The following is a 23,145-nucleotide window of genomic DNA, read 5'->3' on the forward strand; positions in this document are numbered from 1 at the left end:
CGACGGATCCCGAAGTGCCTGGAATAGTTGACTCCGGGCAACGCACGTGCGCCCTCGGAACGGTCCGGGGAGCGCGTCGAGCCGTGAACGAAGTCGTGCGAAGAAGCTGCGCACCCGGGTGCGCAGGAATGTGGAGGACGTAGTCGATGACATCACCAGCTGGGCCGCCCAACTACTCGTCGGCGCCCGGCGCCCATGCGGCGGCACCTTCGGCGGGCGGTTCCGCGGCCGCGCCGCCGAGCACCAACGGGCTGGCTGCCGAGGTGCACACCATTGAGCGGGCCATCTACGAGGTCAAGCGGATCATCGTGGGGCAGGACCAGCTGGTCGAGCGAATCCTGGTCGGACTGCTGGCCAAGGGTCACGTCCTGCTCGAGGGTGTGCCGGGTGTGGCCAAGACGCTGGCCGTCGAGACGTTCGCCAAGGTGGTCGGCGGCACGTTCGCCCGCATCCAGTTCACCCCCGACCTGGTGCCCACGGACATCATCGGCACCCGCATCTACCGGCAGGGCCGCGAGGAGTTCGACATCGAACTCGGTCCCGTGGTGGTCAACTTCCTGCTCGCCGACGAGATCAACCGCGCACCGGCCAAGGTGCAGTCCGCGCTGCTGGAGGTCATGGCCGAGCGCAAGATCTCGATCGGCGGCAAGACCTACCCGCTGCCCAAGCCCTTCCTGGTGATGGCGACTCAGAACCCGATCGAGAACGAGGGCGTCTATCCGCTGCCCGAGGCGCAGCGCGACCGCTTCCTGTTCAAGATCAACGTCGACTACCCGACGCCCGAGGAGGAGCGCGAGATCATCTACCGGATGGGGGTCACCCCGCCGGAGCCCAAGGCGATCCTCAACCCGGGCGATCTTCTGCGCCTGCAGGAACTGGCGGCCAACAACTTCGTCCATCACGCGCTCGTGGACTACGTCGTCCGCGTCATCACCGCGACCCGTCAGCCCGAGCAGTTCGGTCTGAACGACGTCAAGTCGTGGGTGGCGTTCGGCGCCTCGCCGCGCGCCTCGCTCGGCGTGATCGCCGCGGCCCGCGCGCTGGCCCTGGTCCGCGGCCGTGACTACGTGATTCCGCAGGACGTCATCGAGGTGATCCCGGATGTGCTGCGGCACCGCCTGGTGCTCACCTACGACGCCCTGGCCGACGACATCGCGCCTGAGACCGTGATCAACCGCATCCTGCAGACCGTGGCCCTGCCCCAGGTGAATGCTGTTCCGCAGCAGGGTCATTCGGTGCCCACCGGGGTCGGTGCCGGGGCGGCCAACGGTCGGTGAGCGAGCGAAAGCCCGTCCATCCGCCGTCCTTCGGGCGCGGCGAGATCGGCGATCCGAAACTCTCGGCGGCGCTGCGCACGCTCGAGCTCACCGTCAAGCGCAAGCTCGACGGTGTGCTGCACGGTGACCACCTCGGTCTGATTCCGGGCCCGGGATCGGAACCGGGGGAGTCGCGGCTCTACCAGCCCGGTGACGACGTGCGCCGGATGGACTGGTCGGTGACCGCGCGAACCACGCATCCGCACGTGCGGCAGATGATCGCCGACCGGGAGCTGGAGACCTGGCTCGTGGTCGACATGTCGGCCAGCCTCGACTTCGGCACCACCGGGTGCGAGAAGCGCGACCTGGCGGTCGCCGCGGCCGCGGCGATCACCTACCTCAACAGCGGCGGTGGGAACCGGCTCGGCGCGGTGATCTCCAACGGCGACAAGATGGTTCGGGTTCCGGCTCTGTCCGGACGGATGCACGAACAGACCCTGCTGCGCACCATCGCGACCATGCCCCGGGCACCGCAGGGTGTCCGCGGAGATCTCGCGGCGGCCATCGACGCGCTTCGGCGGCCCGAGCGCCGCCGCGGGATGGCGGTGGTGATCAGCGACTTCCTGGGGCCGATCAACTGGATGCGCCCCCTGCGGGCGATCGCCGCGCGGCACGAGGTGCTCGGCATCGAGGTGCTCGATCCGCGTGACGTCGAACTGCCCGACGTCGGCGATGTGATCCTGCAGGACACCGAATCCGGTGTGACACGCGAGTTCACGATCGACGAGCGCCTGCGCGACGACTTCGAACGCGCCGCGGCCGCGCACCGGCAGGAGGTCGCCCGCACGCTGCGCCGTTGCGGCGCACCGCTGTTGACTCTGCGCACGGACCGCGACTGGATCGCCGACATCGTGCGGTTCGTCGCCTCGCGGCGCCGCGGTGCCCTGGCCGGACAGCAGTGAGGTGGCGGGGCCACACCACAGCCATGAGAAAGAAGACTGAGCGTTTATGACCCTGCCGCTGCTCGGGCCGATGTCGTTGACCGGGTTCTCTCACCCCTGGTTCTTCCTGTTCTTCTTCGTGGTGCTCGGACTGGTCGCGCTCTACGTCGTGGTGCAGTTGGCCCGCGAGAAGCGTGTGCTGCGGTTCGCCAACATGGAACTGCTCGAGACGGTCGCCCCCAAGCGGCCGACCCGGTGGCGCCACCTGCCCGCGATCCTGATGGTGGCGTCGATGGTGCTGTTCACCATCGCCATGGCCGGCCCCACCAACGACGTCCGGATTCCGCGGAACCGCGCCGTGGTCATGCTCGTGATCGACGTCTCGCAGTCGATGCGCGCCACCGACGTCGCACCCAGCCGGCTCGCGGCCGCGCAGGAGGCGGCCAAGCAGTTCGCCGATCAGTTGACGCCCGGCATCAACCTGGGCCTGATCGCCTACGCGGGAACCGCGACCGTCCTGGTGTCGCCGACCACCAACCGCGAGTCCACCAAGAGCGCGATCGACAAGCTTCAGTTGGCCGATCGCACGGCCACGGGTGAGGCGATCTTCACGGCACTGCAGTCCATCGCCACGGTCGGGGCGGTGATCGGTGGTGGTGACGAACCGCCGCCCGCCCGCATCGTGCTGATGTCGGACGGCAAGGAGACGGTGCCGTCCAACCCGGACAACCCCAAGGGAGCGTTCACCGCGGCGCGCACGGCCAAGGACCAGGGAGTGCCGATCTCGACGGTGTCCTTCGGCACGCCGTACGGCTACGTCGAGATCAACGATCAGCGCCAGCCCGTGCCGGTCGATGACGAGATGCTCAAGAAGATCGCGGACCTGTCCGGCGGCAACGCCTACACCGCCTCGAGCCTCGAGCAGCTCAAAGAGGTGTTCACCTCGCTGCAGGAGCAGATCGGCTACGAGACCATCAAGGGCGACGCCAGTGTCGGGTGGCTGCGGCTCGGTGCCCTGATCCTGGCGGCGGCCGCGCTCGCCGCGCTGCTGATCAACCGCCGCCTGCCGGGCTGACCCGCTTCCACCTCCGCGAGCAGACGCAGACTCGCACTCTTTCGCCCACGCGGGGGCGATTTTGTGTCTGCTCGCGCCGAAACGATAGGTTGACGACCATGACCGACACCCAGACCACCGGGGCCGAGGCGGCTCCGAGCGCAGGCAAGCCGGCTTTCGTCTCCCGTTCCGTCCTGGTGACGGGCGGAAACCGGGGCATCGGCCTGGCCATCGCGCGGCGCCTGGCGGCCGACGGGCACAAGGTCGCCGTCACGCACCGCGGGTCCGGTGCCCCCGAGGGCCTGTTCGGGGTCGTGTGCGATGTCACCGACAACGCCGCGGTGGACCGCGCCTTCAAAGAGGTCGAGGAGCACCAGGGTCCGGTGGAGGTGCTGGTGTCCAATGCCGGCATCTCCAAGGACGCCTTCCTCATGCGGATGACCGAGGACCGGTTCGAAGAGGTCATCAACGCCAACCTGACCGGCGCGTTCCGGGTGGCCCAGCGGGCGTCGCGCAGCATGCAGCGCAAGCGCTTCGGCCGGATCATCTTCATCGGGTCGGTGTCGGGGATGTGGGGCATCGGCAACCAGGCCAACTATGCGGCCGCCAAGGCCGGCCTGATCGGCATGGCGCGGTCCATCTCCCGGGAACTCTCGAAGGCCGGCGTCACCGCCAACGTGGTGGCCCCGGGATACATCGACACCGAGATGACGCGCGCGCTCGACGAGCGCATCCAAGAGGGTGCGCTGGAGTTCATCCCCGCCAAACGCGTGGGCACCGCCGAGGAGGTGGCCGGCGTGGTCAGCTTCCTGGCGTCGGAGGACGCCAGCTACATCGCCGGCGCGGTGATCCCGGTCGACGGCGGCATGGGCATGGGTCACTGACCCAAAAGCTTTGGCTTATCCGAACATTCGCTTATAAGGAGTCAGCACAATGGCAGGTCTGCTCGAGGGCAAGCGCATCCTCGTCACCGGCATCATCACGGACTCGTCCATCGCGTTCCACATCGCCAAGCAGGCGCAGGAGGCCGGCGCCGAACTGGTGCTGACCGGCTTCGACCGGCTCAAGCTGATCCAGCGCATCGCCGACCGGCTGCCCAAGCCCGCACCGCTGCTGGAACTCGACGTGCAGAACAACGAGCACCTCGACTCGCTGGCTGGGCGCATCACCGAGGCGATCGGCGAGGGCAACAAGCTCGACGGTGTCGTGCACTCGATCGGGTTCATGCCGCAGACCGGCATGGGTGTCAACCCGTTCTTCGACGCTCCGTACGAGGACGTCGCCAAGGGCATCCACATCTCGGCGTACTCCTACGCCTCGTTGGCCAAGGCCACGCTGCCGGTGATGAACTCCGGCGGCAGCATCGTCGGTATGGACTTCGACCCGACCCGCGCGATGCCCGCCTACAACTGGATGACGGTGGCCAAGAGCGCACTGGAGTCGGTCAACCGGTTCGTCGCCCGTGAGGCCGGCCCGTTCGGGGTCCGCTCGAACCTCGTGGCCGCGGGCCCCATCAGGACGCTCGCGATGAGCGCGATCGTCGGCGGTGCACTGGGTGCCGAGGCGGGCGACCAGATGCGCCTCCTCGAGGAGGGCTGGGATCAGCGCGCACCCGTCGGCTGGAACATGAAGGACCCGACCCCGGTCGCCAAGACCGTGTGCGCCCTGCTGTCGGACTGGCTGCCCGCGACCACCGGCACCATCATCTACGCCGACGGCGGCGCCAGCACCCAGCTTCTCTAGCGCGCGGTATGGAATTCGACGCGATTCTCCTGCTGTCCTTCGGCGGACCCGAAGGGCCCGAACAGGTTCGGCCGTTCCTGGAGAACGTGACGCGAGGTCGCAACATCCCGCCGGAGCGCCTCGACGACGTCGCCGAGCACTACCTGCACTTCGGCGGGGTGTCACCGATCAACGGCATCAACCGCGCCCTGATCGAACAGCTGCGCACCGTGACCGATCTGCCGATCTACTTCGGCAACCGGAACTGGGAGCCCTACGTCGAGGACACCGTCGCCGCGATGCGCGACGACGGCGTCACGCGGGCCGCGGTGTTCGTGACGTCGGCCTGGGGCGGCTACTCCGGATGCACGCAGTACGTCGAGGACATTGCCCGGGCGCGCCGGGCGGCCGGCGACGGTGCGCCCGAGCTGGTCAAACTGCGGCAGTACTTCGACCATCCGCTGTTGGTCGAGATGTTCGCCGACGCCATCGCCGAAGCGCGCCAGACGCTTCCAGAACACCTGCGGGAGTCCGCACGCCTGGTGTTCACGGCGCACTCCATCCCGATCGCGGCCGACGACGCGCGAGGCCCCCGCCTCTACAGTCGGCAGGTCCGCTGTGCGACCGAGTTGGTGGCCGCGGCAGCGGGATACACCGATTACGACCAGGTTTGGCAGTCGCGGTCGGGACCGCCGCACATCCCGTGGCTGGAGCCCGACATCGGCGATCATGTCGCGGCCCTGGCGGAGCAGGGCACCCAGGCGATCATCATCTGCCCGATCGGCTTCGTCGCCGACCACATCGAGGTGGTGTGGGACCTCGACAGCGAAGTGGCCGAGCAGGCCCGTGAACTCGGTGTGGCGCTGGCCCGCGCGACGACGCCCAACGACGACGTCCGGTACGCGCGGCTGGCCGCCGAACTCATCGACGAACTGCGTACCGGAGCCCCGCCACGGCGCGTGCCGCACACCGATTCCGTTGCGGGCTGCGGGATCAGCGTCGACGGTGCACCCTGCGAACCGCCGCACTGCGTGGCGGTCGGCGGTGCGGCTAGGCCTGCCAGGCCGAGTACAGAATCGCGGTGACGGCGGCCAGTCGGGCCTCGCGCACCACGCCGGCCAAGGGCCGCAGCGCATCTGAGGCAAGCTGAATCTCCGACGATGAATTCGCCGCGATCGGCATCAGCCCCGAACTGACCGTGATGATGGCGTCGACGTGCGCGGCGTTCTCCAGGACTCGCAGCGCGCGGCTCGGCGCGTGGTCGGGGGCCCGGTGCACGCCTGCCGCTGCCAGGACCTGCTCGACCATGCCACGCGGATCCTCGACGTCGACGCCCGATCCACCGGCCCGCAACGTGGTCAGTGCGTCGGCGGCCGCACGCACCGCGGAACGCAGCGCGAGTTCGGCCCCGCCGAGGTCGGGGTGTTCGGCCACGGGTGCCGAGGGCAGCGAGTATGCGGTCCAGGTCAGCAGGGGTGGATCAAGGTCGGCCTCGCCGTCGCGCAGCTCGAGTGGGTCACCGCCGAACTCGAATTCGGGTACGAGTCCGATCGGTGCGCCGCGATCCGCCGCGATCACGACGGCCTCGCCGGCGGACATCGCGTCGCGCGCGAAGGTGCTGCCGGCGGGCAGGCCACGCACGTCTCCGGGAACCGGAAGCGCAAGCGACAGCACCGGCCCCTCGGTCCGACGGGCGCCCGCGGCCGCGCGCACGGTCTGCAGCAGAGACACTGCCGTGGCGTTGTCGACGTCCGGCCACGGCAGACCGGTGACCCGCGCCGCCTCGGCGTCATAGGCGGCCACCGAATGCGTTGGCGCCCACAGTGACAACGCGTCGAGGACGTCGTCGGGCGCGGCCCGGCCGGCCAGCCAGGCATTGACCCACAACGTCAGCGACACACTCGGACACCACATGATGTTCGAGAGTGTAATGGCTGGCCGTGCACGTGGCGCGCGGGCTTGAAAGGGACCTCGCAATGACTGCGACACGGGCTATCCTGGCGCTATGCCCGCAGCCCTGATCTGGCTCATCGCAGCTCTCGGGTTGGCCGGTGCCGAGGTGCTGACCGGCGATCTCTTCCTGCTGATGCTCGGCGGAGGAGCGCTGGCCGCGGCGGGCACGAGCGCACTCTTCGGCTGGCCGGTCTGGGCCGACGGCGCGGTGTTCCTCATCGTCTCGGTACTGCTGCTGGTGTTGGTGCGGCCCGCCCTGCGGCGGCGCCTGCAGCCCGGGCACGCGGCGGAGACCGGAATCGAGGCGCTCGAGGGCAAGTCGGCGCTCGTGCTCGATCAGATCACTGCCCATCAGGGCCAGGTCAAGCTTGAGGGCGAGGTCTGGACCGCGCGCCCGCTCAACGGCGGTGACGTCTACAAACCGGGTGACCAGGTCACGGTGATGCGCATCGACGGCGCCACCGCGGTGGTCTGGAAGTCCGACTAGAAGGGGGTTCGCATGGACGGTGCCATTGCCGGACTGGTGCTGCTGGCGGTGCTGGTCATTCTGGCGATCATCATCGTGGCCAAATCCGTGGCGCTGATCCCGCAGGCCGAGGCCGCGGTGATAGAACGCCTGGGCAGATACAGCCGCACGGTCAGCGGCCAGCTGACGCTGCTGGTGCCGTTCATCGACCGCATCAGGGCCCGGGTCGATCTGCGTGAGCGGGTGGTGTCCTTCCCGCCGCAACCCGTCATCACCGAGGACAACCTCACCCTGCACATCGACACCGTGGTGTATTTCCAGGTGACCAACCCGCAGGCCGCGGTGTACGCGATCAGCAACTACATCGTCGGCGTCGAGCAGCTGACCACCACCACGCTGCGCAACGTCGTCGGCGGGATGACCCTCGAGCAGACGCTGACCTCGCGCGATTCGATCAACGCGCAGCTTCGTGGCGTGCTCGACGAGGCCACCGGCAAGTGGGGGCTGCGGGTGGCTCGAGTAGAGCTCAAGGCCATCGATCCGCCGCCGTCGATCCAGGAGTCGATGGAGAAGCAGATGAAGGCCGACCGCGAGAAGCGGGCCATGATCCTGACCGCCGAGGGTGTCCGCGAGTCGTCGATCAAACAGGCCGAGGGACAGAAGCAGTCCCAGATCCTGGCCGCCGAGGGCGCCAAGCAGGCCGCGATCCTGGCCGCCGAAGCCGACCGGCAGTCGCGCATGCTGCGCGCCCAGGGTGAACGCGCCGCGCAGTACCTGCAGGCGCAAGGCCAGGCCAAGGCCATCGAGAAGACCTTCGCCGCGATCAAGGCCGGCCGTCCCACCCCGGAACTGCTGGCCTACCAGTACCTGCAGACCCTGCCGCTGATGGCCAAGGGCGAGGCCAACAAGGTCTGGGTGGTGCCCAGCGACTTCGGTTCGGCGCTGCAGGGCTTCACGAAACTGCTCGGCGCACCGGGGGAGGACGGCGTGTTCCGCTACACGCCGTCGCCGGTCGAGCCCGAGACGGCGCCGGTGGACGACTCCGACGAGGTCGCGGACTGGTTCGACACCAAGACCGATCCGGCGATCGCTCAGGCGGTGGCGAAGGCGGAGGCCGACGCCCGCGAGACCCCTGAACAGACTCCTGGCGCGGCGCTTCCGGGGCCGGGCTTCCCCCAGGCGTCCTCGCTGCCGCCCGCGGGAGCGCATCACAGGGCGCAGCAGTGAGCGCGCTCACCTCGCCGAAGACGTATGGAGTGCTGGCCGCGGTCCAGGCCGCCGACGCGGTCGCGTGTGCGATCCCGCTTGCGGCCATCACCAAAGCACTCGACGACGTCGGGTTGCCGCAGAAGTACCGGCCGATCATCCCGGTCGTGAAGGCGGCCTCCGCCATCGGACTGGCAGCCGTCGGGCGTTACCCGGCGCTGGCACGGCTGACCACGTTCATGCTCACCATCTACTTCACCCTGGCGGTCGGCTCCCACCTGCGTGCCAAGGACTACAGCCCGGGACTGGTCGCGGCCTCGTCGTTCCTCGCGCTGTTCTCGACGCTGACGGTCAGGGGACCCGACACCCGTCGGTGAGGCGTGCCCGCCCGCCGAACCGGAGGTGGACATGAAGTTGGCCGACATGCCCCGGCCGGTTGGTTACGTCCTCGGTGGTGGCGGCAGTCTCGGTGCGATCCAGGTCGGCATGCTTCAAGCACTCAGCGAACGCGACATCGTCCCCGACCTTGTCGCGGGCACCTCCGTGGGTTCGCTCAACGGTGCCGTCGTCGCCGTCGACCCGAAGGGCGCCGCCAACCGCCTGTCGCACGTGTGGGCGCGGGTGAAGGGTGCCCAGGTCTTCCCAGGCAGTCTGCTGGCCCAGGCGCTCACGCTGCAGCGCACCAGGACTCACCTGTTTCCCAACAGCGGGCTGTCCGAGATGATCACCGACTTCATCGGCGAGTCCGCCACCTTCGCCGACCTTGCCCTGCCGCTCGCCGCCGTCACCATGGACGTCGCGACCGCACAACCGCATCCGGTGCGGCAGGGCCCCCTGCTGCCGGCCCTGCTGGCCAGCGCCGCGATTCCGGGCATCTTCCCTGCGGTCGTGCATGACGGCCTGAGCCTCTATGACGGCGGTCTGGTCGCCAACGTCCCGATCCGGCAGGCCGTCGCGATGGGGGCGCGGTCCGTGGTGGTGCTGGACTGCAACTTCCCAGGTCAGATGCCGGCGGCGCCCACCAACATCGCCGAGGTGCTGATGTACACGCTGATGGTGACGATGCGGTCCCAGACCGTGATCGAGACGCCGCTGGTGGCCGCCACGCTGCCGGTGGTGTACCTGCCCGGCCCCGCGCCTCGGCCGGTGTCGCCATTGGACTTCACCCACACCGCCGAACTCATCGAGGCGTCCTACGAGGCGGCGCGGTCGTTCCTGGATGCCCTCGACATCACCGGACCGGGTTTGTACGGGTCGCCATCCGGCTGAGCCGGGGCCTCGGCCGAGGCCGGACGGGCGGCACCGCGCGCGCGTCGATGATCCCGAATCTCGTAGATGATTCCCGCGATCCCGACGCTGGCCGTACACGCCGACACGAGCACCAGGGTGGGGCTGATGCTTCCGGTGAGCGCATCCCCGAGGATAACGACGGCCGAGGTGCCCGGCGCCAGGCCGATCACGGTGGCGCACAGGTAGGGCAGCGGCCGGACCGCAGACGCGCCCGCCGCGTAGTTGATCACCGAGAACGGCACCGCGGGGATCAGGCGCAGGGACATCACGGCCAGCCAGCCACGGCGCCGGAGGTGCGCATCGATGCTGTCGATCGACGGGTGGCTCACCAGGCTCGACATCTGCCACCCGAATGCGCGCACCGCGACCAGGGCGATCAGGGCGCTGATCGCGCTGGCGACGACGGCGAGCGTGATCCCCAGCGCCGCGCCGAACAGCAGACCGGCCGCGAGCGTGAACGCGGTCCGAGGGAACGGCAGCACCGTCACGACGCTGTGCAGGGCCAGGAACGCCAGCGGAAACCACGGGCCCAGCGAGCGGGCCCAGTCGCGAAGCTGGATCGCGGTCGGCACCGGCACGAGCAGCGCGACTGCGACGAGAATCACAATGACGAATGCGGTGAGCACGATGCGTCGCCGGGGGATCTGACGGACCGTGGAACGGACGGCCGCGGGCATGGCGCGGATACCGCGTCGCACGCTGGATGTCGTCCTGGCCACGGCAATCAAGGGTACGGGGTGCCGATGAACATCTGGTGCCTCGACGTCTCGGGAGGCGTTCGACGGTGCGGGCCGGGCGATGCATGGCCGCGCTGCGCCATCATCTAGCCTGAACCCCAATAGTCCGTACTGGCGGACTGCCGCACGCTGCGAAAACAGGGGAGCTTGCCGGTGTCATCAGAAGCCTCAGTCGTATCCGCCGATCGCGCGGAACTCGAACAGGCACGGGCCCGATGGCGAGATGCCGTCGCGGCCGTCCTGGCCAAGAGTTCCCGGCGCGACGTCGCCGATCTGCCCGCGGAGCCGGAGCAGCTTCTCGCGACGCCGACGTACGAGGGTTTCGCGGTCTCGGCGCTCTACACCGCTCTGGACGCTGTGCCCGAGCCCGCGCTGCCCGGCGAGTGGCCGTTCACGCGCGGTGCCGACGCGACCCGTGACGTCCTGTCGGGCTGGAAGGTCGCCGAGGCGTTCCCGGCCCCGGGTCAGGCCGTGGGCGACGGGAACGCGACGCTGCTGTCCGCGTTGTCGGACGGGGTCAGTGCCGTGGTGCTTCGCGTGGGTGCCGATTCGGTGCCGGCCTCTGACGTCGACCGCCTGCTCGAGGGGGTGTTCGTCGAACTGGTCCCGGTGATCCTGGAGACCGGCCCGGACGCGGCCGACCAGTGGGGCCAGGCCGCGCAGGCCCTGCTCGAACTCGTCTCGGCCGTGCCGGCCGATCAGCGCGCGAGCCTCTCAATCGATCTCGGCGCGGATCCCCTGACCGCGCCGATTTCGGGTGCTGCGGCACCTGCGATCGGCGAGGTGACCGAGGTCGCGGCGCGGTTGGCCGAGTTCGGTCCGGGCGTGCGGGCCATCACGGTGGACGGCCCGGCATTCCACAATCGCGGTGCCAACGCCGCCTGGGAGTTGGCCGGCCTGGTCGGGGCGGGCGTCAGCTACCTGCGGACGTTGACCGCGGCGGGCCTGAGCGTCCCCGATGCGCTGCGACAGATCAGCTTCCGGGTGGCCGCCGACGACGACCAGTTCATGACGATCGCCAAGCTGCGCGCCGCCCGCCAGCTGTGGGCACGCGTCGCCGAGGTGCTCGATGCGCCCGACGCGGGTGCGGTCACACTGCACGCGGTGAGCTCCCTGGCGATGATGGCGCAGCGCGATCCCTGGGTGAACATGCTGCGTTGCACGCTTGCGGCGTTCGGCGCGGGCGTCGGTGGTGCCGACACCGTGCAGGTGCATCCGTTCGACGTGGCCATTCCCGGTGGTGCCGAGGGGATCTCGGCGAGCTTCTCGCGCCGGATCGCCCGCAACACCCAACTGCTGCTTCTCGAGGAGTCGCATCTGGGCCGCGTGTGGGATCCCGCGGGCGGCTCGTGGTACGTCGAGGACCTCACGCAGCAGTTGGCCGACACGGCATGGCAGCACTTCCAGGCCATCGAGTCGAAGGGCGGGTTCGCGCAGGCCCAGGAGTTCGTCGTCGAGCAGATCGCTGCCGTCGGCGCCGCCCGAAGCGCGGACATCGCCCATCGCCGGACCGCCGTCACGGGCGTCAATGAGTTCCCGAATCTCGCCGAACCGGCTCTGGCGCACCATGATCCGCTGGACGGCGTGGTCCGGTACGCGCAGGCGTTCGAGGATCTGCGCAACCGCTCCGATGAGTTCCTGGCCAAGACGGGCGAGCGGCCGAAGGTGCTGCTGCTCCCGCTGGGGCCGCTGGCCGAGCACAACATCCGAACCACGTTCGCGGCCAACCTGTTGGCCTCGGGCGGCATCGAGGCCGTCAACCCGGGCACACTGACGGCGGCGGACATCGCGTCGGCCGTGCAGGACGCCGGATCTGCGGCGGCCGTGGTGATCTGCGGGTCGGACGCCCGCTACGGCGCCGAGGCCTCGGCCGCGGTGCAGGCCGCGCGGGCCGCGGGCGTGCAGAGGGTGTACCTGGCCGGTCCGGAGAAGGCCGTGGCCGAGGCCGAGCACCGACCCGATGAGTACCTGACCGCGAAAATCGATGCGGTCGAAGCGCTTTCCGCACTCCTGACCCGATTGGGGGCCTGAGCAGATGACTACGACGACACCGGCCGTCGGCAGCTTCTCCGACGTCCCGCTGCGCGGCGGGGCCGCTGGCCGTCCGGCAACCCCGGACGCGGCGGCCGAGGCCGTGAGCGCCGCCGCGGCCGCACACGGCTACACACCTGAACAGTTGGCCTGGGCCACACCCGAGGGCATCGACGTCAAACCGGTCTACATCGAGGCCGACCGGGCCGCTGCGGTCGCGGCGGGCTACCCGCTGGACTCGTTCCCGGGCGAGCCCCCGTTCGTCCGTGGCCCGTATCCGACGATGTACGTCAACCAGCCGTGGACGATTCGCCAGTACGCGGGCTTCTCCACCGCGGCTGAGTCCAACGCGTTCTACCGCCGCAATCTGGCCGCCGGCCAGAAGGGCCTGTCGGTGGCCTTCGATCTGGCCACGCACCGCGGCTACGACTCGGACCATCCGCGGGTGGCCGGCGACGTCGGCATGGCCGGCGTGGCGATCGACTCCATCCTGGACATGCGCCAGCTCTTCGACGGGATCGACCTGGGCGCGGTCAGTGTGTCGATGACGATGAACGGTGCTGTGCTGCCGATCCTGGCGTTGTACGTCGTGGCGGCCGAGGAGCAGGGTGTGCCGCCGGAGAAGCTCGCCGGGACCATCCAGAACGACATCCTCAAAGAGTTCATGGTCCGCAACACCTACATCTATCCGCCGAAGCCGTCGATGCGGATCATCTCCGACATCTTCGGCTACACCAGCGCGAAAATGCCCAAGTTCAACAGCATTTCGATCTCGGGTTACCACATCCAGGAGGCTGGAGCGACGGCCGACCTCGAGCTGGCCTACACGCTGGCCGACGGTGTCGAGTACATCAAGGCCGGCTTGGATGCGGGTCTGTCGATCGACAAGTTCGCACCGCGGCTGTCCTTCTTCTGGGGCATCGGGATGAACTTCTTCATGGAGGTCGCCAAGCTGCGGGCGGGGCGCCTGCTGTGGAGCGAGCTCGTGGCGCAGTTCGATCCCAAGAGCGCCAAGTCGCTGTCATTGCGCACGCACTCGCAGACCTCCGGCTGGTCGCTGACCGCGCAGGACGTGTTCAACAACGTCGCACGCACCTGCGTCGAGGCCATGGCCGCCACGCAGGGCCACACCCAGTCGCTGCACACCAACGCCCTCGACGAGGCGCTGGCGCTGCCCACCGACTTCTCGGCCCGGATCGCGCGCAACACCCAGCTGCTGCTGCAGCAGGAGTCGGGTACCACGCGCCCGATCGACCCCTGGGGCGGCTCCTACTACGTCGAGTGGCTGACCCATCAACTGGCCGAGCGGGCCCGCGCCCACATCGCCGAGGTCGCCGAGCACGGCGGCATGGCGCAGGCGATCGACGAGGGCATTCCGAAACTGCGCATCGAGGAGGCCGCGGCCCGCACGCAGGCCCGCATCGACTCCGGCGCCCAGCCGGTCATCGGCGTCAACAAGTATCAGGTGGACGAGGACCACGAGATCGAGGTCCTCAAGGTCGAGAACAGCCGGGTGCGCGCCGAGCAGTTGGCCAAGCTCGAGAAGCTGCGGGCCGAGCGCGACGAGTCGGCGACGCAGGCCGCGCTGGCCGAGCTGACCCGGGCCGCGGCGGCCACAGGCGTCTCCGGCGAGGACGGCCTGGGCAACAATCTGCTCGCGCTCGCGATCAACGCGGCGCGGGCCAAGGCGACCGTCGGCGAGATCTCGGACGCCCTGGAGAAGGTCTACGGCCGTCACCAGGCTGAGATCCGCACCATCGCAGGGGTTTACCGCGACGAGGTGGGGAACAGTGCGAACGTGAAGGGTATCGAGGCGGCCACCGCGCTGGTCGAGAAGTTCGCCGAGGCCGACGGCCGGCGTCCGCGCATCCTGGTGGCCAAGATGGGCCAGGACGGACACGACCGCGGACAGAAGGTCATCGCCACGGCGTTCGCCGACATCGGCTTCGACGTTGACGTGGGTTCGCTGTTCTCCACGCCGGACGAGGTGGCCAGGCAGGCCGCCGACAACGACGTCCACGTGGTCGGCGTGTCCTCACTGGCCGCGGGGCACCTGACCCTGGTGCCGGCGCTGCGCGACGCGCTGGCCGAGGTCGGCAGGCCCGACATCATGGTCGTCGTGGGCGGCGTGATCCCGCCGGGCGACTTCCAGGAGCTCTACGACGCCGGTGCCACGGCGATCTTCCCGCCGGGCACCGTGATCGCCGACGCCGCCGTCGGCCTGTTGACCAAGCTGGCCGAGCGGCTGGGCTACGACCTGAGCGCACCGTCCGCGAATTGATGGCGGCTCCGTCGAACGTGGGCACGGCCGAGCTGGCGGACCGGATCCGGTCCGGCGACCGGTCGGCGCTGGCGCGCGCGATCACCCTGGTGGAGTCCACCCGGGCCGACCACCGGCAGCAGGCCCAGGAGCTGCTTCTGGCCCTCATGCCCGAGGCGGGGTCGGCCATGCACATCGGGATCACCGGCGTGCCCGGCGTGGGCAAGTCCACGTCGATCGAGGCCCTCGGGATGCATCTGATCGAGCAGGGGCACCGGGTCGCTGTCCTGGCCGTCGACCCCTCGTCGACGCGCACCGGCGGTTCCATCCTGGGCGACAAGACTCGGATGTCCCGCCTGGCCGCGCATCCGGACGCCTACATCAGGCCGTCGCCCACTTCGGGAACGCTCGGGGGAGTCGCGCGGGCCACCCGCGAGACCATCGTGCTGCTCGAGGCCGGGGGATTCGACGTGATCCTGGTCGAAACCGTGGGTGTGGGACAGTCCGAGGTGACGGTCGCCGGCATGGTGGACACCTTTGTGTTCCTGACGCTGGCGCGGACGGGCGACCAGCTGCAGGGCATCAAGAAGGGTGTCCTGGAGCTCGCCGACATCGTGGTGGTGAACAAGGCCGACGGGGCTCACGCCGTCGAGGCCAAGAAGGCCGCGCGCGAGCTGTCCGGCGCGATCCGCCTGATCTACCCCCGCGACGTGCTCTGGCGACCGCCGGTGCTCACCATGAGCGCTCTGGAGGGCACCGGGCTGCAGGACCTGTGGGAGGCCGTCCTCAAGCACCGTCAGGTGCTGACCGAGGCGGGGGAGTTCGACGCACGGCGGCGGGCCCAACAGGTCGAATGGACCTGGGCGATGGTCCGGGACGCGGTGTTGGACCGTGTGCTGACCAACCCGGCGGTGCGGCGTATCCGCCCTGATGTGGAGCGCCAGGTGCGGGACGGCGAGCTGACCCCGGCGCTGGCCGCGCAGCGAATTCTGGACGCCGCAGACTGATTTTGGCCGATTTTTCGTCAGATTTGCTTTCCCACCCGTCCCAATAGGTGACATGCCTCACAATTGACACATGTCCGATCGGCCTCGGTGTGTGAAATCGGCGGATCCCACCTAAGTGACCGGGACGTAAATACGGGCAAGTTTGCTGGCGGCGTCTCAGGCAAGGGTGAGGCGGCCGTCACGCCGCCGGTCGGTCAGTGTCGAGCATCATTCGAATCCAGCCGATCCGGCACCTTGCCGAAACGGTTTCGGGGTTGCTGGTGGCGGCACAGTCCGGAGGTCTGTCCTGTTCATCCCGCATCGTTTGCGTAGGCAAAGGTTTACCATAAGTGGACTTTTCTCGATTCGTCTCATTAGGTGAGAAGTTAACCGTGATGTTGACACTGACTTAGAAGCGTGTAAGGCAACTGAATGAATTATTTGCGCCATTACTCAAAGCGAAATTCCATAACAATTTCTGGGCCAGCAACGAATGGCTGCGCCAGTAACTTTGACAACACCTAATGTCTCAGAATTGGCAGAGGCTGCCAATTTTGTTGACATCAATTAATGTCAGGGGCCTGAGCTACTTCGGGGAGCGTTGGGGTCGAGATCGTTACCGTCGGTGAATCAGTTGCCTGTTGACCTCGAAAATTACTGTAGTGCAACAGATTTCGAAATCCGCTGAGCGGTCGCCAAGCGCCTGGCGGTCGTCGTCGGCTGCCGGTGTGACGAGAAAACGCTGAACTGGCAATTTGGTGGACGGGGGGCTGAAACGGCACCCTGTTATAGGAGAGCGGCTACAGTACGCACTCACGTCGGCAACTTAGTCGAGCGGTATGGTCGCAGTGGCGTTCCTTCAGAACGTCGCCGCGAAGATTTCGCTCGGCGAACGTATTTTAATAGGAATCCGCAGTCCTAGAAGGGGTGGAGGAGTTGGGCGAGGCATCAGTCACCCCAGTGGCCGTGATTGGGATGGCCTGTCGGCTGCCCGGTGGCATCGCGTCACCGGAGGCGCTCTGGGATGCGCTGCTGCGCGGCGACGACCTGGTCACCGAGGTGCCCGCCGACAGGTGGGACGCCGACGAGTTCTTCGACCCCGAGCCGGGCGTTGCTGGCCGTTCCGTCTCCAAGTGGGGTGGCTTCATCGACGATGTCGGCGGATTCGACGCCGAGTTCTTCGGCATCAGTGAGCGCGAGGCCACGGCGATCGACCCGCAGCAGCGCCTGCTTCTTGAGACCTCGTGGGAGGCCCTCGAGCACGCCGGCCTCGACCCCAGCAGCCTGTCCGGCTCGCTGACCGGTGTCTTCGTCGGGATGACCTACGCCGACTACCAGCTGGTGGCCGCCGACGCGCAGGCTCTGGAGGGCCCGTACGGGTTCACCGGCAACAACTTCAGCCTCGCGTCGGGACGTATCGCCTACGCGCTCGGCGTCACCGGGCCCGCGTACACCGTGGACTCGGCGTGCTCGTCGGGCCTGCTGGCCGTCCACAACGCGTGCCGCAGCCTGCGTGACGGTGAGAGCGACCTTGCGCTGGCCGGCGGCGTCAACGTCCTGTTGGAGCCCCGCAAGATGGCGTCCGGATCCGCGCAGGGCATGTTGTCGCCCACCGGCAAGTGCCACGCGTTCGATGTCGACGCCGACGGTTTCGTCTCGGGCGAGGCCTGCGCGATGGTGCTGCTGAAGCGCCTCGAGGACGCCGAACGAGACGGCGACCGCATTCTTGCGGTCATCCGGGGGACCGCCGCCAACCAGGACGGGCACACCGTCAACATCGCCACCCCGTCGCGGGACGCTCAGGTTGCGGCCTACCGCGCCGCCCTGGCCGTGGCCGGCGTCGACGGGTCCTCGGTCGGCATGGTCGAAGCGCACGGCACCGGGACGCCCGTCGGCGACCCCATCGAGTACGCGAGCCTCGCCGCGGTGTACGGCATCGAATCGGCCTGTGCGCTCGGCTCCTCCAAGACCAACTTCGGCCACTCCCAGTCGGCCTCCGGCGCGGTCAGCCTGATCAAGGCCGTCCTGGCCCTGCAGCACGGCGTGATCCCGCAGAGCCTGCACTTCAACCGGCTGCCCGACGAGATGGCCAAGATCGACACCAACCTGTTCATTCCGCAGGCGAACGTGCCGTGGCCGATCGCAGGCCAGCCGCGCCGTGCCGCGGTGTCGTCCTACGGCCTTTCCGGCACCAACGTGCACGCCGTGGTGGAACAGGCCCCCACCGGATCCTCGCCCAAGGTTGTCGCGCACGACGCCGCGCCCGTGGGCGTCGACGGGCCGCTGCTGTTCCCGCTGTCGTCCACGTCGGCCGAGGGCCTGCGTCAGACCGCGGGCCGGCTCGCGGACTGGGCCGGCTCGCACCTGCGCGACGACGAGCTGCGCGACCTGGGCTACACCCTGGCCCGCCGCCGCGGGCATCGCAGCGTGCGCACCACGGTGCTCGCGGCCACACCCGAGGAACTGGTCACGGGGCTGCGCGAGGTTGCCGACGGCGAGCTGCCCCATGAGCCCGCGGTCGCCAACGCCGGACGAGGACCGGTGTGGGTGTTCTCCGGCCACGGCTCGCAGTGGGCCGGCATGGGTACGGCACTGCTGGCGTCGGAACCGGTGTTCGCCGCCACCATCGCAGAACTCGAACCCCTGATCGCCCGGGAGTCCGGCTTCTCCGTCACCGAGGCCATGACCTCACCGGACGTCGTCGCCACCATGGGCCGGGTCCAACCGACAATCTTCGCCATGCAGGTCGCGCTGGCCGCGACGCTGCGCTCCTACGGCGTCACGCCCGGCGCCGTCGTCGGCCACTCGATGGGCGAGGCCGCGGCAGCCGTGGTCGCCGGCGGCCTGACGCTGGAGGACGGCGTCAAGGTGATCTGCCGTCGCTCGCGGCTCATGGACACCGTCGCGGGTTCAGGCGCCATGGCGTCGGTCGAACTGCCCGCGTCCCAGGTGCTGTCCGAACTGACCGCGCAGGGCGTCACCGACGTCGTGTTGTCGGTCGTCGCCTCGCCGCAGTCCACCGTGGTCGGCGGCGCCAAGGACTCGGTGCGTCGCCTGATCGCCGCCTGGGAGCAGCGCGGCATCATGGCCCGGGAGGTCGCGGTCGAGGTGGCCTCGCACTCGCCTGAGGTCGACCCCATCCTCGACGACCTGGCCGACGCTCTCGAGGACATCTCGCCGACGGATCCCGAGATCCCGTACTACTCGTCGACGCTGTTCGACCCGCGCGACACACCGGTCTTCGACCTCGACTACTGGTCGGACAACCTGCGCTACACCGTGCGGTTCGCCGCCGCCGTCCAGGCCGCACTGGAGGACGGGTACCGCGTCTTCGGGGAGCTGTCGCCCCATCCGCTCCTGACCCACGCCGTCGACCAGACCGCACGCGGTCTCGACATGTCGATGGCCGTGCTGGCGAGCATGCGCCGTGAACAGGACATGCCCAACGGCCTGCGCGGCTTCGTCGGGGATCTGCACAGCGCGGGTGCGGCCGTGGACTTCGAAGCGCTCTATCCCGACGGCCGACTCATCGACGCGCCGCTGCCGGCCTGGACACACCAGACGCTGATGCTGACCCGCGTCGCCGAGGACGCCCGCGGAGGCCACAGCCTGGCCGTGCATCCGCTGCTGGGCGCACACGTCCGGCTCCCCGAGGCGCAGGAACGCCACGTCTGGCAGGCCGACATCGGAACCGCGGCGCAACCCTGGCTCGACGATCACCAGGTCAACAGCGTCACTGCACTGCCGGGCGCCGCTTTCTGCGAGATGGCGCTGTCGGCCGCCGCGTTGGTCCTCGGCGACGCCGCAGAGGTCTGCGACGTCACGTTCGACCAGATGCTCCTGCTCGACGAACACACCGAGGTCTGTGCCCAGGCCGAACGCCGCGGTGACGGTGCGGTCGACTTCGAGGTGGACACCGTCGCCGACGAGGATCGCGTCCGTCGCTCCGGCGCGCGGCTGAAGACGGCCGACGAGGCTTCGCCCGCGGTCCACGACATCACGCGCCTGCTCGACACCCACCCCGAGCGGATCGACGGCGCGCACCTGCGCGAACTGTTCGCCGAGCGCGGCATCGTCTATGGGCCCGCATTCTGCGGCCTGGTCGCGGCCCATGTCGGCACCGGCGGCCAGCGGTCGGTGTTCGCCGAGGTCGCGCTGCCGGGTGCGCTGCGTTCGGGGCAGTCCGCCTACACGGTGCACCCCGCGCTGCTCGATGCGTGCTTCCAGGCGGTCGCAGCCCATCCGGACATCCGCGACGACGCGGCGCCGACGCTGCTGCTGCCGTTGGGTGTGCGTCGGATCCGGGCCCACGCCAGCACCCGCCACGCGCAGTACTGCTACGCGCGGGTGCAGCGGGTGGACGCCACCACGGTCGAGGCCGACCTCGACATCCTCGACGACGACGGCACCGTCCTGGTCGCCGTGCAGGGGCTGCGCCTCGGCACCGGCACGACCGCGGAGTCCGAGCGTGACCGCACCCTCAACAGCCGGCTGCTGACGATCGGCTGGGTCCGGCAGGAGGCCCCGGCGGCCGCGAGCACCGACATCCGGTCCCTGCTGGTGATCGACGGCGGCCAGGCCGACGAACTGCCGGCCCAGCTGGCGGATGCGTTCGGTCAGCGTGGCGTGGACGTGCACCGCCTGAGCTGGCCGCTGCACGGCCACGACGAGCAGGCGCAGGCCGAGTTGGTGGCCCAGCTGTCCGGTGGGGGCATCGGCGCGGTCGTGGTGGTGCTCGAGTCGGCAACCGGCGCCCCCGGCGCCGAGTCGGTGGCCACGGGCGCCGATCAGGTCCGCCGCCTCGTGCACATCGCCCGTGAGCTTCCCGAGGTCGCCGGCGCCCCCCGGCTCTACGTGCTCACCCGCGGCACCCAGACGGTCGTCGACGGCGATGTGGCCAACCTGGAACAGGGCGGCCTGCGCGGACTGCTGCGTGTCGTCGGCGTCGAACATCCTCACCTCAATCCGACGTCGATCGACCTCGACGCCACTCCGGGATCCGTCGCGGAGGCCGAGCGGGTGGCCGCTCAGGTGCTCGCGGGCGGCGACGAGGACGAGACGGCCTGGCGCGACGGGCAGTGGTACGTGGCGCGGCTCAACCTGACCCCGTTGGGAGCCGACGACCTGCGGACGACGACAGTCGACCACGAGCGCGACGGCGTCCGGCTGCAGATCCGCACGCCGGGCGACCTGCAGTCGCTCGAACTGGCCGCGGTGGACCGGGTGGAGCCTGGACCCGGGCAGATCGAGGTGGCCGTCACGGCCTCCAACCTGAACTTCGCCGACGTCCTCGTCGCGCTCGGCCGCTACCCGTCGTTCGAGGGCCGGATGCCCTCGCTCGGCGCCGACTACGCCGGTGTGGTCACCGCGGTGGGACCCGGCGTCACCGAACACCAGGTCGGCGACCAGGTCGCCGGGATCTCGACCTCGGGTGCCTGGGCGACCTACATCACCTCGGACGCCAACCTCGCGGTCACGCTGCCGCCCGCGCTGTCGGCCAGTCAGGCCGCCGCGGTCCCGAGCGCGCACGCCACCGCGTGGTACAGCCTGCACAACCTGGCCCGAATCTCGGCCAAGGACAAGGTGCTGATCCACTCGGGCACCGGAGGTGTCGGGCAGGCGGCCATCGCCATCGCGCGCGCCGCGGGCGCTGAGATATACGCGACCGCGGGCAGCGAGGAACGCCGAGATGTCCTGCGGGCCATGGGCATCAAGCACGTGTACGACTCGCGGAGCACGGCGTTCGCCGAGGAGATCAGGCGTGACACCGCCGGCTACGGCGTCGACATTGTGCTGAACTCCCTGCCGGGTGCCGCGCAGCGGGCGGGTCTGGAACTGCTGTCCTTCGGTGGACGTTTCGTCGAGATCGGCAAGCGCGACATCTACGGCGACACCCGGCTCGGGCTGTTCCCGTTCCGGCGCAACCTGGCGTTCTACGCCGTGGACCTCGCGCTGTTGGCGCTGACTGATCCCGCCACCATGCGAGACCTGCTCACGACGGTGTTCGCCCAGATCGCCGAGGGTGTGCTGCCGCCTCCGCAGACCACGCACTTCCCGCTGGCCGAGGGCGCCACGGCGATCCGCGTCATGGGTGCGGCCGGGCACACCGGCAAGCTCGTGCTCGACATCCCGCACAGCGGCCAGGACACCGCGGTGGTTCCGCCGTCGGAGGCCAAGCCGTTCCGCCGTGACGGCGCGTACGTCGTGACAGGCGGCATGGGCGGGCTGGGGCTGTTCCTGGCCGAGAAGATGGCTGCCGCGGGCGCCGGTCGGATCGTGCTCAACGGCCGGTCGTCGCCGGGCGCACACGCGCAGGCCGTGATCGACCGCATCCGCGCCGCCGGGACTCAGGTCGACGTGTGCCGCGGCGACATCGCCGAGCCGGGGACCGCCCACCGTCTTGTCACCGCCGCGACGGCCACGGGTCTGGCCCTGCGTGGTGTGCTGCACGCCGCCGCGGTGGTCGAGGACGCGACACTGGCCGCGATCACCGACGATCTGGTCCAGCGCGACTGGGCGCCGAAGGTCGTCGGGGCGTGGAATCTGCACGAGGCCACCGTGGATCAGCCGCTGGACTGGTTCTGCTCGTTCTCCTCGGCGGCCGCGCTGGTCGGGTCGCCCGGTCAGGGCGCCTACGCCGCCGCCAACAGCTGGCTCGACGCGTTCACGCATTGGCGCCGGGCCCAGGGTCTTCCGGCCACGGCGATCGCGTGGGGCGCATGGTCGGAGATCGGCGCTGGACAGGGGATGGCGGCGGACGAGAGCATGGCGATCTCGCCGAGCGACGGCGCGTACGCCTTCGACGCGCTGCTGCGGCACGACCGGGCGCACACCGGGTACGCGCCGGTGGCGGGCGCGCCGTGGTTGATGTCGTTCGCTCAGGCGCGGCCGTTCGCCGAGGCGTTCCGCAACGCCGACCAGAATCGCGGCGGCTCCAGTCAGTTCCTGACCGAACTGCGCGCGCTTCCGCACGACGAGTGGGCTGGCCGCCTGCGCAGGCTGATCTCCGACTCGATCAGCCTGATCCTGCGGCGAGCGGTCGATCCGGACCGACCGCTCTCCGAGTACGGACTGGACTCTCTCGGCAATCTCGAGTTGCGGACGCGAATCGAGACCGAGACCGGCATTCGGATCAGCCCGATGGGCATCACGACGATCCGGGCGTTGGCCGAGAGCCTCAGCGAAACCCTCGCTGCCGATACGGCGGTGTCGAGTCCATCATGACGATCCGACAGTGGAGTAA

The 23,145-nt window shown here is 69.3% G+C and carries 16 protein-coding genes; 14 read left to right on the plus strand and 2 right to left on the minus strand.

Annotation, left to right across the window (positions count from 1 at the left end; all coding sequences use genetic code 11):
• Positions 1–146 precede the first annotated feature (146 nt).
• The 6 genes from moxR1 (at position 147) to A5727_RS23715 (ending at position 6,058) form a co-directional block, all read left to right on the plus strand.
• Positions 147–1,277, plus strand: coding sequence for a chaperone MoxR1 (gene moxR1 / locus A5727_RS23690; RefSeq protein WP_068256117.1), 1,131 nt, complete (start codon positions 147–149; stop codon positions 1,275–1,277).
• Positions 1,274–2,218 (plus strand): DUF58 domain-containing protein, encoded by a 945-nt coding sequence (locus A5727_RS23695; protein WP_068256120.1) that lies wholly within the window; start codon positions 1,274–1,276, stop codon positions 2,216–2,218. The genes moxR1 and A5727_RS23695 overlap by 4 nt, the downstream gene beginning before the upstream one ends.
• 46 nt (positions 2,219–2,264) lie before the next feature.
• On the plus strand, positions 2,265–3,272 hold the full coding sequence (locus A5727_RS23700; RefSeq protein ID WP_068256124.1) for a VWA domain-containing protein: 1,008 nt from the start codon (positions 2,265–2,267) through the stop codon (positions 3,270–3,272).
• Positions 3,273–3,370: 98 nt separating this feature from the next.
• A complete protein-coding gene (gene fabG1 / locus A5727_RS23705; protein WP_068256127.1) occupies positions 3,371–4,135 on the plus strand; it encodes a 3-oxoacyl-ACP reductase FabG1 in 765 nt (254 codons plus the stop codon).
• 49 nt (positions 4,136–4,184) lie between these two features.
• Positions 4,185–4,994 (plus strand): NADH-dependent enoyl-ACP reductase InhA, encoded by an 810-nt coding sequence (inhA, locus tag A5727_RS23710; protein WP_068256130.1) that lies wholly within the window; start codon positions 4,185–4,187, stop codon positions 4,992–4,994.
• 8 nt (positions 4,995–5,002) lie between these two features.
• Positions 5,003–6,058: a ferrochelatase gene (locus A5727_RS23715; RefSeq protein WP_068256133.1), complete on the plus strand. Its 1,056-nt coding sequence runs from the start codon at positions 5,003–5,005 to the stop codon at positions 6,056–6,058.
• On the opposite strand, the gene A5727_RS23720 is transcribed toward A5727_RS23715, so the two are convergent.
• Positions 6,024–6,887 (minus strand): Rv1486c family protein, encoded by an 864-nt coding sequence (locus tag A5727_RS23720; RefSeq protein WP_068256136.1) that lies wholly within the window; start codon positions 6,885–6,887, stop codon positions 6,024–6,026. The two genes, A5727_RS23715 and A5727_RS23720, sit on opposite strands and share 35 nt — an antisense overlap.
• A gap of 91 nt (positions 6,888–6,978) precedes the next feature.
• Between A5727_RS23720 and A5727_RS23725 the strand changes: the two genes are divergently transcribed.
• The 4 genes from A5727_RS23725 to A5727_RS23740 are packed head-to-tail and all read left to right on the plus strand — an operon-like array spanning position 6,979 to position 9,867.
• Positions 6,979–7,413 carry an NfeD family protein gene (locus A5727_RS23725; protein ID WP_068256139.1) on the plus strand — a complete coding sequence of 145 codons (435 nt, stop codon included), beginning with the start codon at positions 6,979–6,981 and terminating at the stop codon, positions 7,411–7,413.
• A 12-nt stretch (positions 7,414–7,425) separates the two neighbouring features.
• The gene (locus A5727_RS23730; protein ID WP_068256142.1) at positions 7,426–8,619 is read left to right on the plus strand and encodes an SPFH domain-containing protein; all 1,194 of its coding nucleotides are present in this window, start codon (positions 7,426–7,428) and stop codon (positions 8,617–8,619) included.
• Positions 8,616–8,975 carry a DoxX family protein gene (locus A5727_RS23735; protein ID WP_068256144.1) on the plus strand — a complete coding sequence of 120 codons (360 nt, stop codon included), beginning with the start codon at positions 8,616–8,618 and terminating at the stop codon, positions 8,973–8,975. The genes A5727_RS23730 and A5727_RS23735 overlap by 4 nt, the downstream gene beginning before the upstream one ends.
• Positions 8,976–9,006: 31 nt before the next feature.
• Complete coding sequence (locus tag A5727_RS23740) at positions 9,007–9,867, plus strand: patatin-like phospholipase family protein (RefSeq protein ID WP_068256149.1); 861 nt, start codon at positions 9,007–9,009, stop codon at positions 9,865–9,867.
• Here the strand turns inward: A5727_RS23740 and A5727_RS23745 are convergent.
• Positions 9,792–10,565: a TVP38/TMEM64 family protein gene (locus tag A5727_RS23745; protein ID WP_082949990.1), complete on the minus strand. Its 774-nt coding sequence runs from the start codon at positions 10,563–10,565 to the stop codon at positions 9,792–9,794. The genes A5727_RS23740 and A5727_RS23745 overlap by 76 nt on opposite strands.
• Positions 10,566–10,778: 213 nt before the next feature.
• On the opposite strand from A5727_RS23745, the gene mutA reads away from it, so the two are divergent.
• The 4 genes from mutA (at position 10,779) to pks2 (ending at position 23,126) form a co-directional block, all read left to right on the plus strand.
• A complete protein-coding gene (gene mutA / locus A5727_RS23750) occupies positions 10,779–12,656 on the plus strand; it encodes a methylmalonyl-CoA mutase small subunit (protein WP_068256152.1) in 1,878 nt (625 codons plus the stop codon).
• Positions 12,657–12,660: 4 nt separating this feature from the next.
• The gene (scpA, locus tag A5727_RS23755) at positions 12,661–14,937 is read left to right on the plus strand and encodes a methylmalonyl-CoA mutase (protein ID WP_068256153.1); all 2,277 of its coding nucleotides are present in this window, start codon (positions 12,661–12,663) and stop codon (positions 14,935–14,937) included.
• Positions 14,937–15,923, plus strand: a complete 987-nt coding sequence (gene meaB / locus A5727_RS23760; RefSeq protein WP_068256155.1) for a methylmalonyl Co-A mutase-associated GTPase MeaB — start codon at positions 14,937–14,939, stop codon at positions 15,921–15,923. The genes scpA and meaB overlap by 1 nt, the downstream gene beginning before the upstream one ends.
• 915 nt (positions 15,924–16,838) lie before the next feature.
• The gene (gene pks2, locus A5727_RS23765; protein WP_068256572.1) at positions 16,839–23,126 is read left to right on the plus strand and encodes a sulfolipid-1 biosynthesis phthioceranic/hydroxyphthioceranic acid synthase; all 6,288 of its coding nucleotides are present in this window, start codon (positions 16,839–16,841) and stop codon (positions 23,124–23,126) included.
• The last annotated feature ends 19 nt before the right edge of the window (positions 23,127–23,145 follow it).

The organism is Mycobacterium sp. ACS4331, assembly GCF_001667265.1.
GTDB lineage: Bacteria > Actinomycetota > Actinomycetes > Mycobacteriales > Mycobacteriaceae > Mycobacterium.

Coding starts and splice junctions, on each gene's coding strand:
- fabG1 (WP_068256127.1), top strand. CDS start 3,371: ATGACCGACACCCAGACCACCGGGGCCGAGGCGGCTCCGAGCGCAGGC.
- meaB (WP_068256155.1), top strand. CDS start 14,937: ATGGCGGCTCCGTCGAACGTGGGCACGGCCGAGCTGGCGGACCGGATC.
- A5727_RS23745 (WP_082949990.1), bottom strand. CDS start 10,565: ATGCCCGCGGCCGTCCGTTCCACGGTCCGTCAGATCCCCCGGCGACGC.
- A5727_RS23740 (WP_068256149.1), top strand. CDS start 9,007: ATGAAGTTGGCCGACATGCCCCGGCCGGTTGGTTACGTCCTCGGTGGT.
- A5727_RS23725 (WP_068256139.1), top strand. CDS start 6,979: ATGCCCGCAGCCCTGATCTGGCTCATCGCAGCTCTCGGGTTGGCCGGT.
- A5727_RS23720 (WP_068256136.1), bottom strand. CDS start 6,887: ATGTGGTGTCCGAGTGTGTCGCTGACGTTGTGGGTCAATGCCTGGCTG.
- A5727_RS23730 (WP_068256142.1), top strand. CDS start 7,426: ATGGACGGTGCCATTGCCGGACTGGTGCTGCTGGCGGTGCTGGTCATT.
- moxR1 (WP_068256117.1), top strand. CDS start 147: ATGACATCACCAGCTGGGCCGCCCAACTACTCGTCGGCGCCCGGCGCC.
- A5727_RS23715 (WP_068256133.1), top strand. CDS start 5,003: ATGGAATTCGACGCGATTCTCCTGCTGTCCTTCGGCGGACCCGAAGGG.
- inhA (WP_068256130.1), top strand. CDS start 4,185: ATGGCAGGTCTGCTCGAGGGCAAGCGCATCCTCGTCACCGGCATCATC.
- A5727_RS23700 (WP_068256124.1), top strand. CDS start 2,265: ATGACCCTGCCGCTGCTCGGGCCGATGTCGTTGACCGGGTTCTCTCAC.
- scpA (WP_068256153.1), top strand. CDS start 12,661: ATGACTACGACGACACCGGCCGTCGGCAGCTTCTCCGACGTCCCGCTG.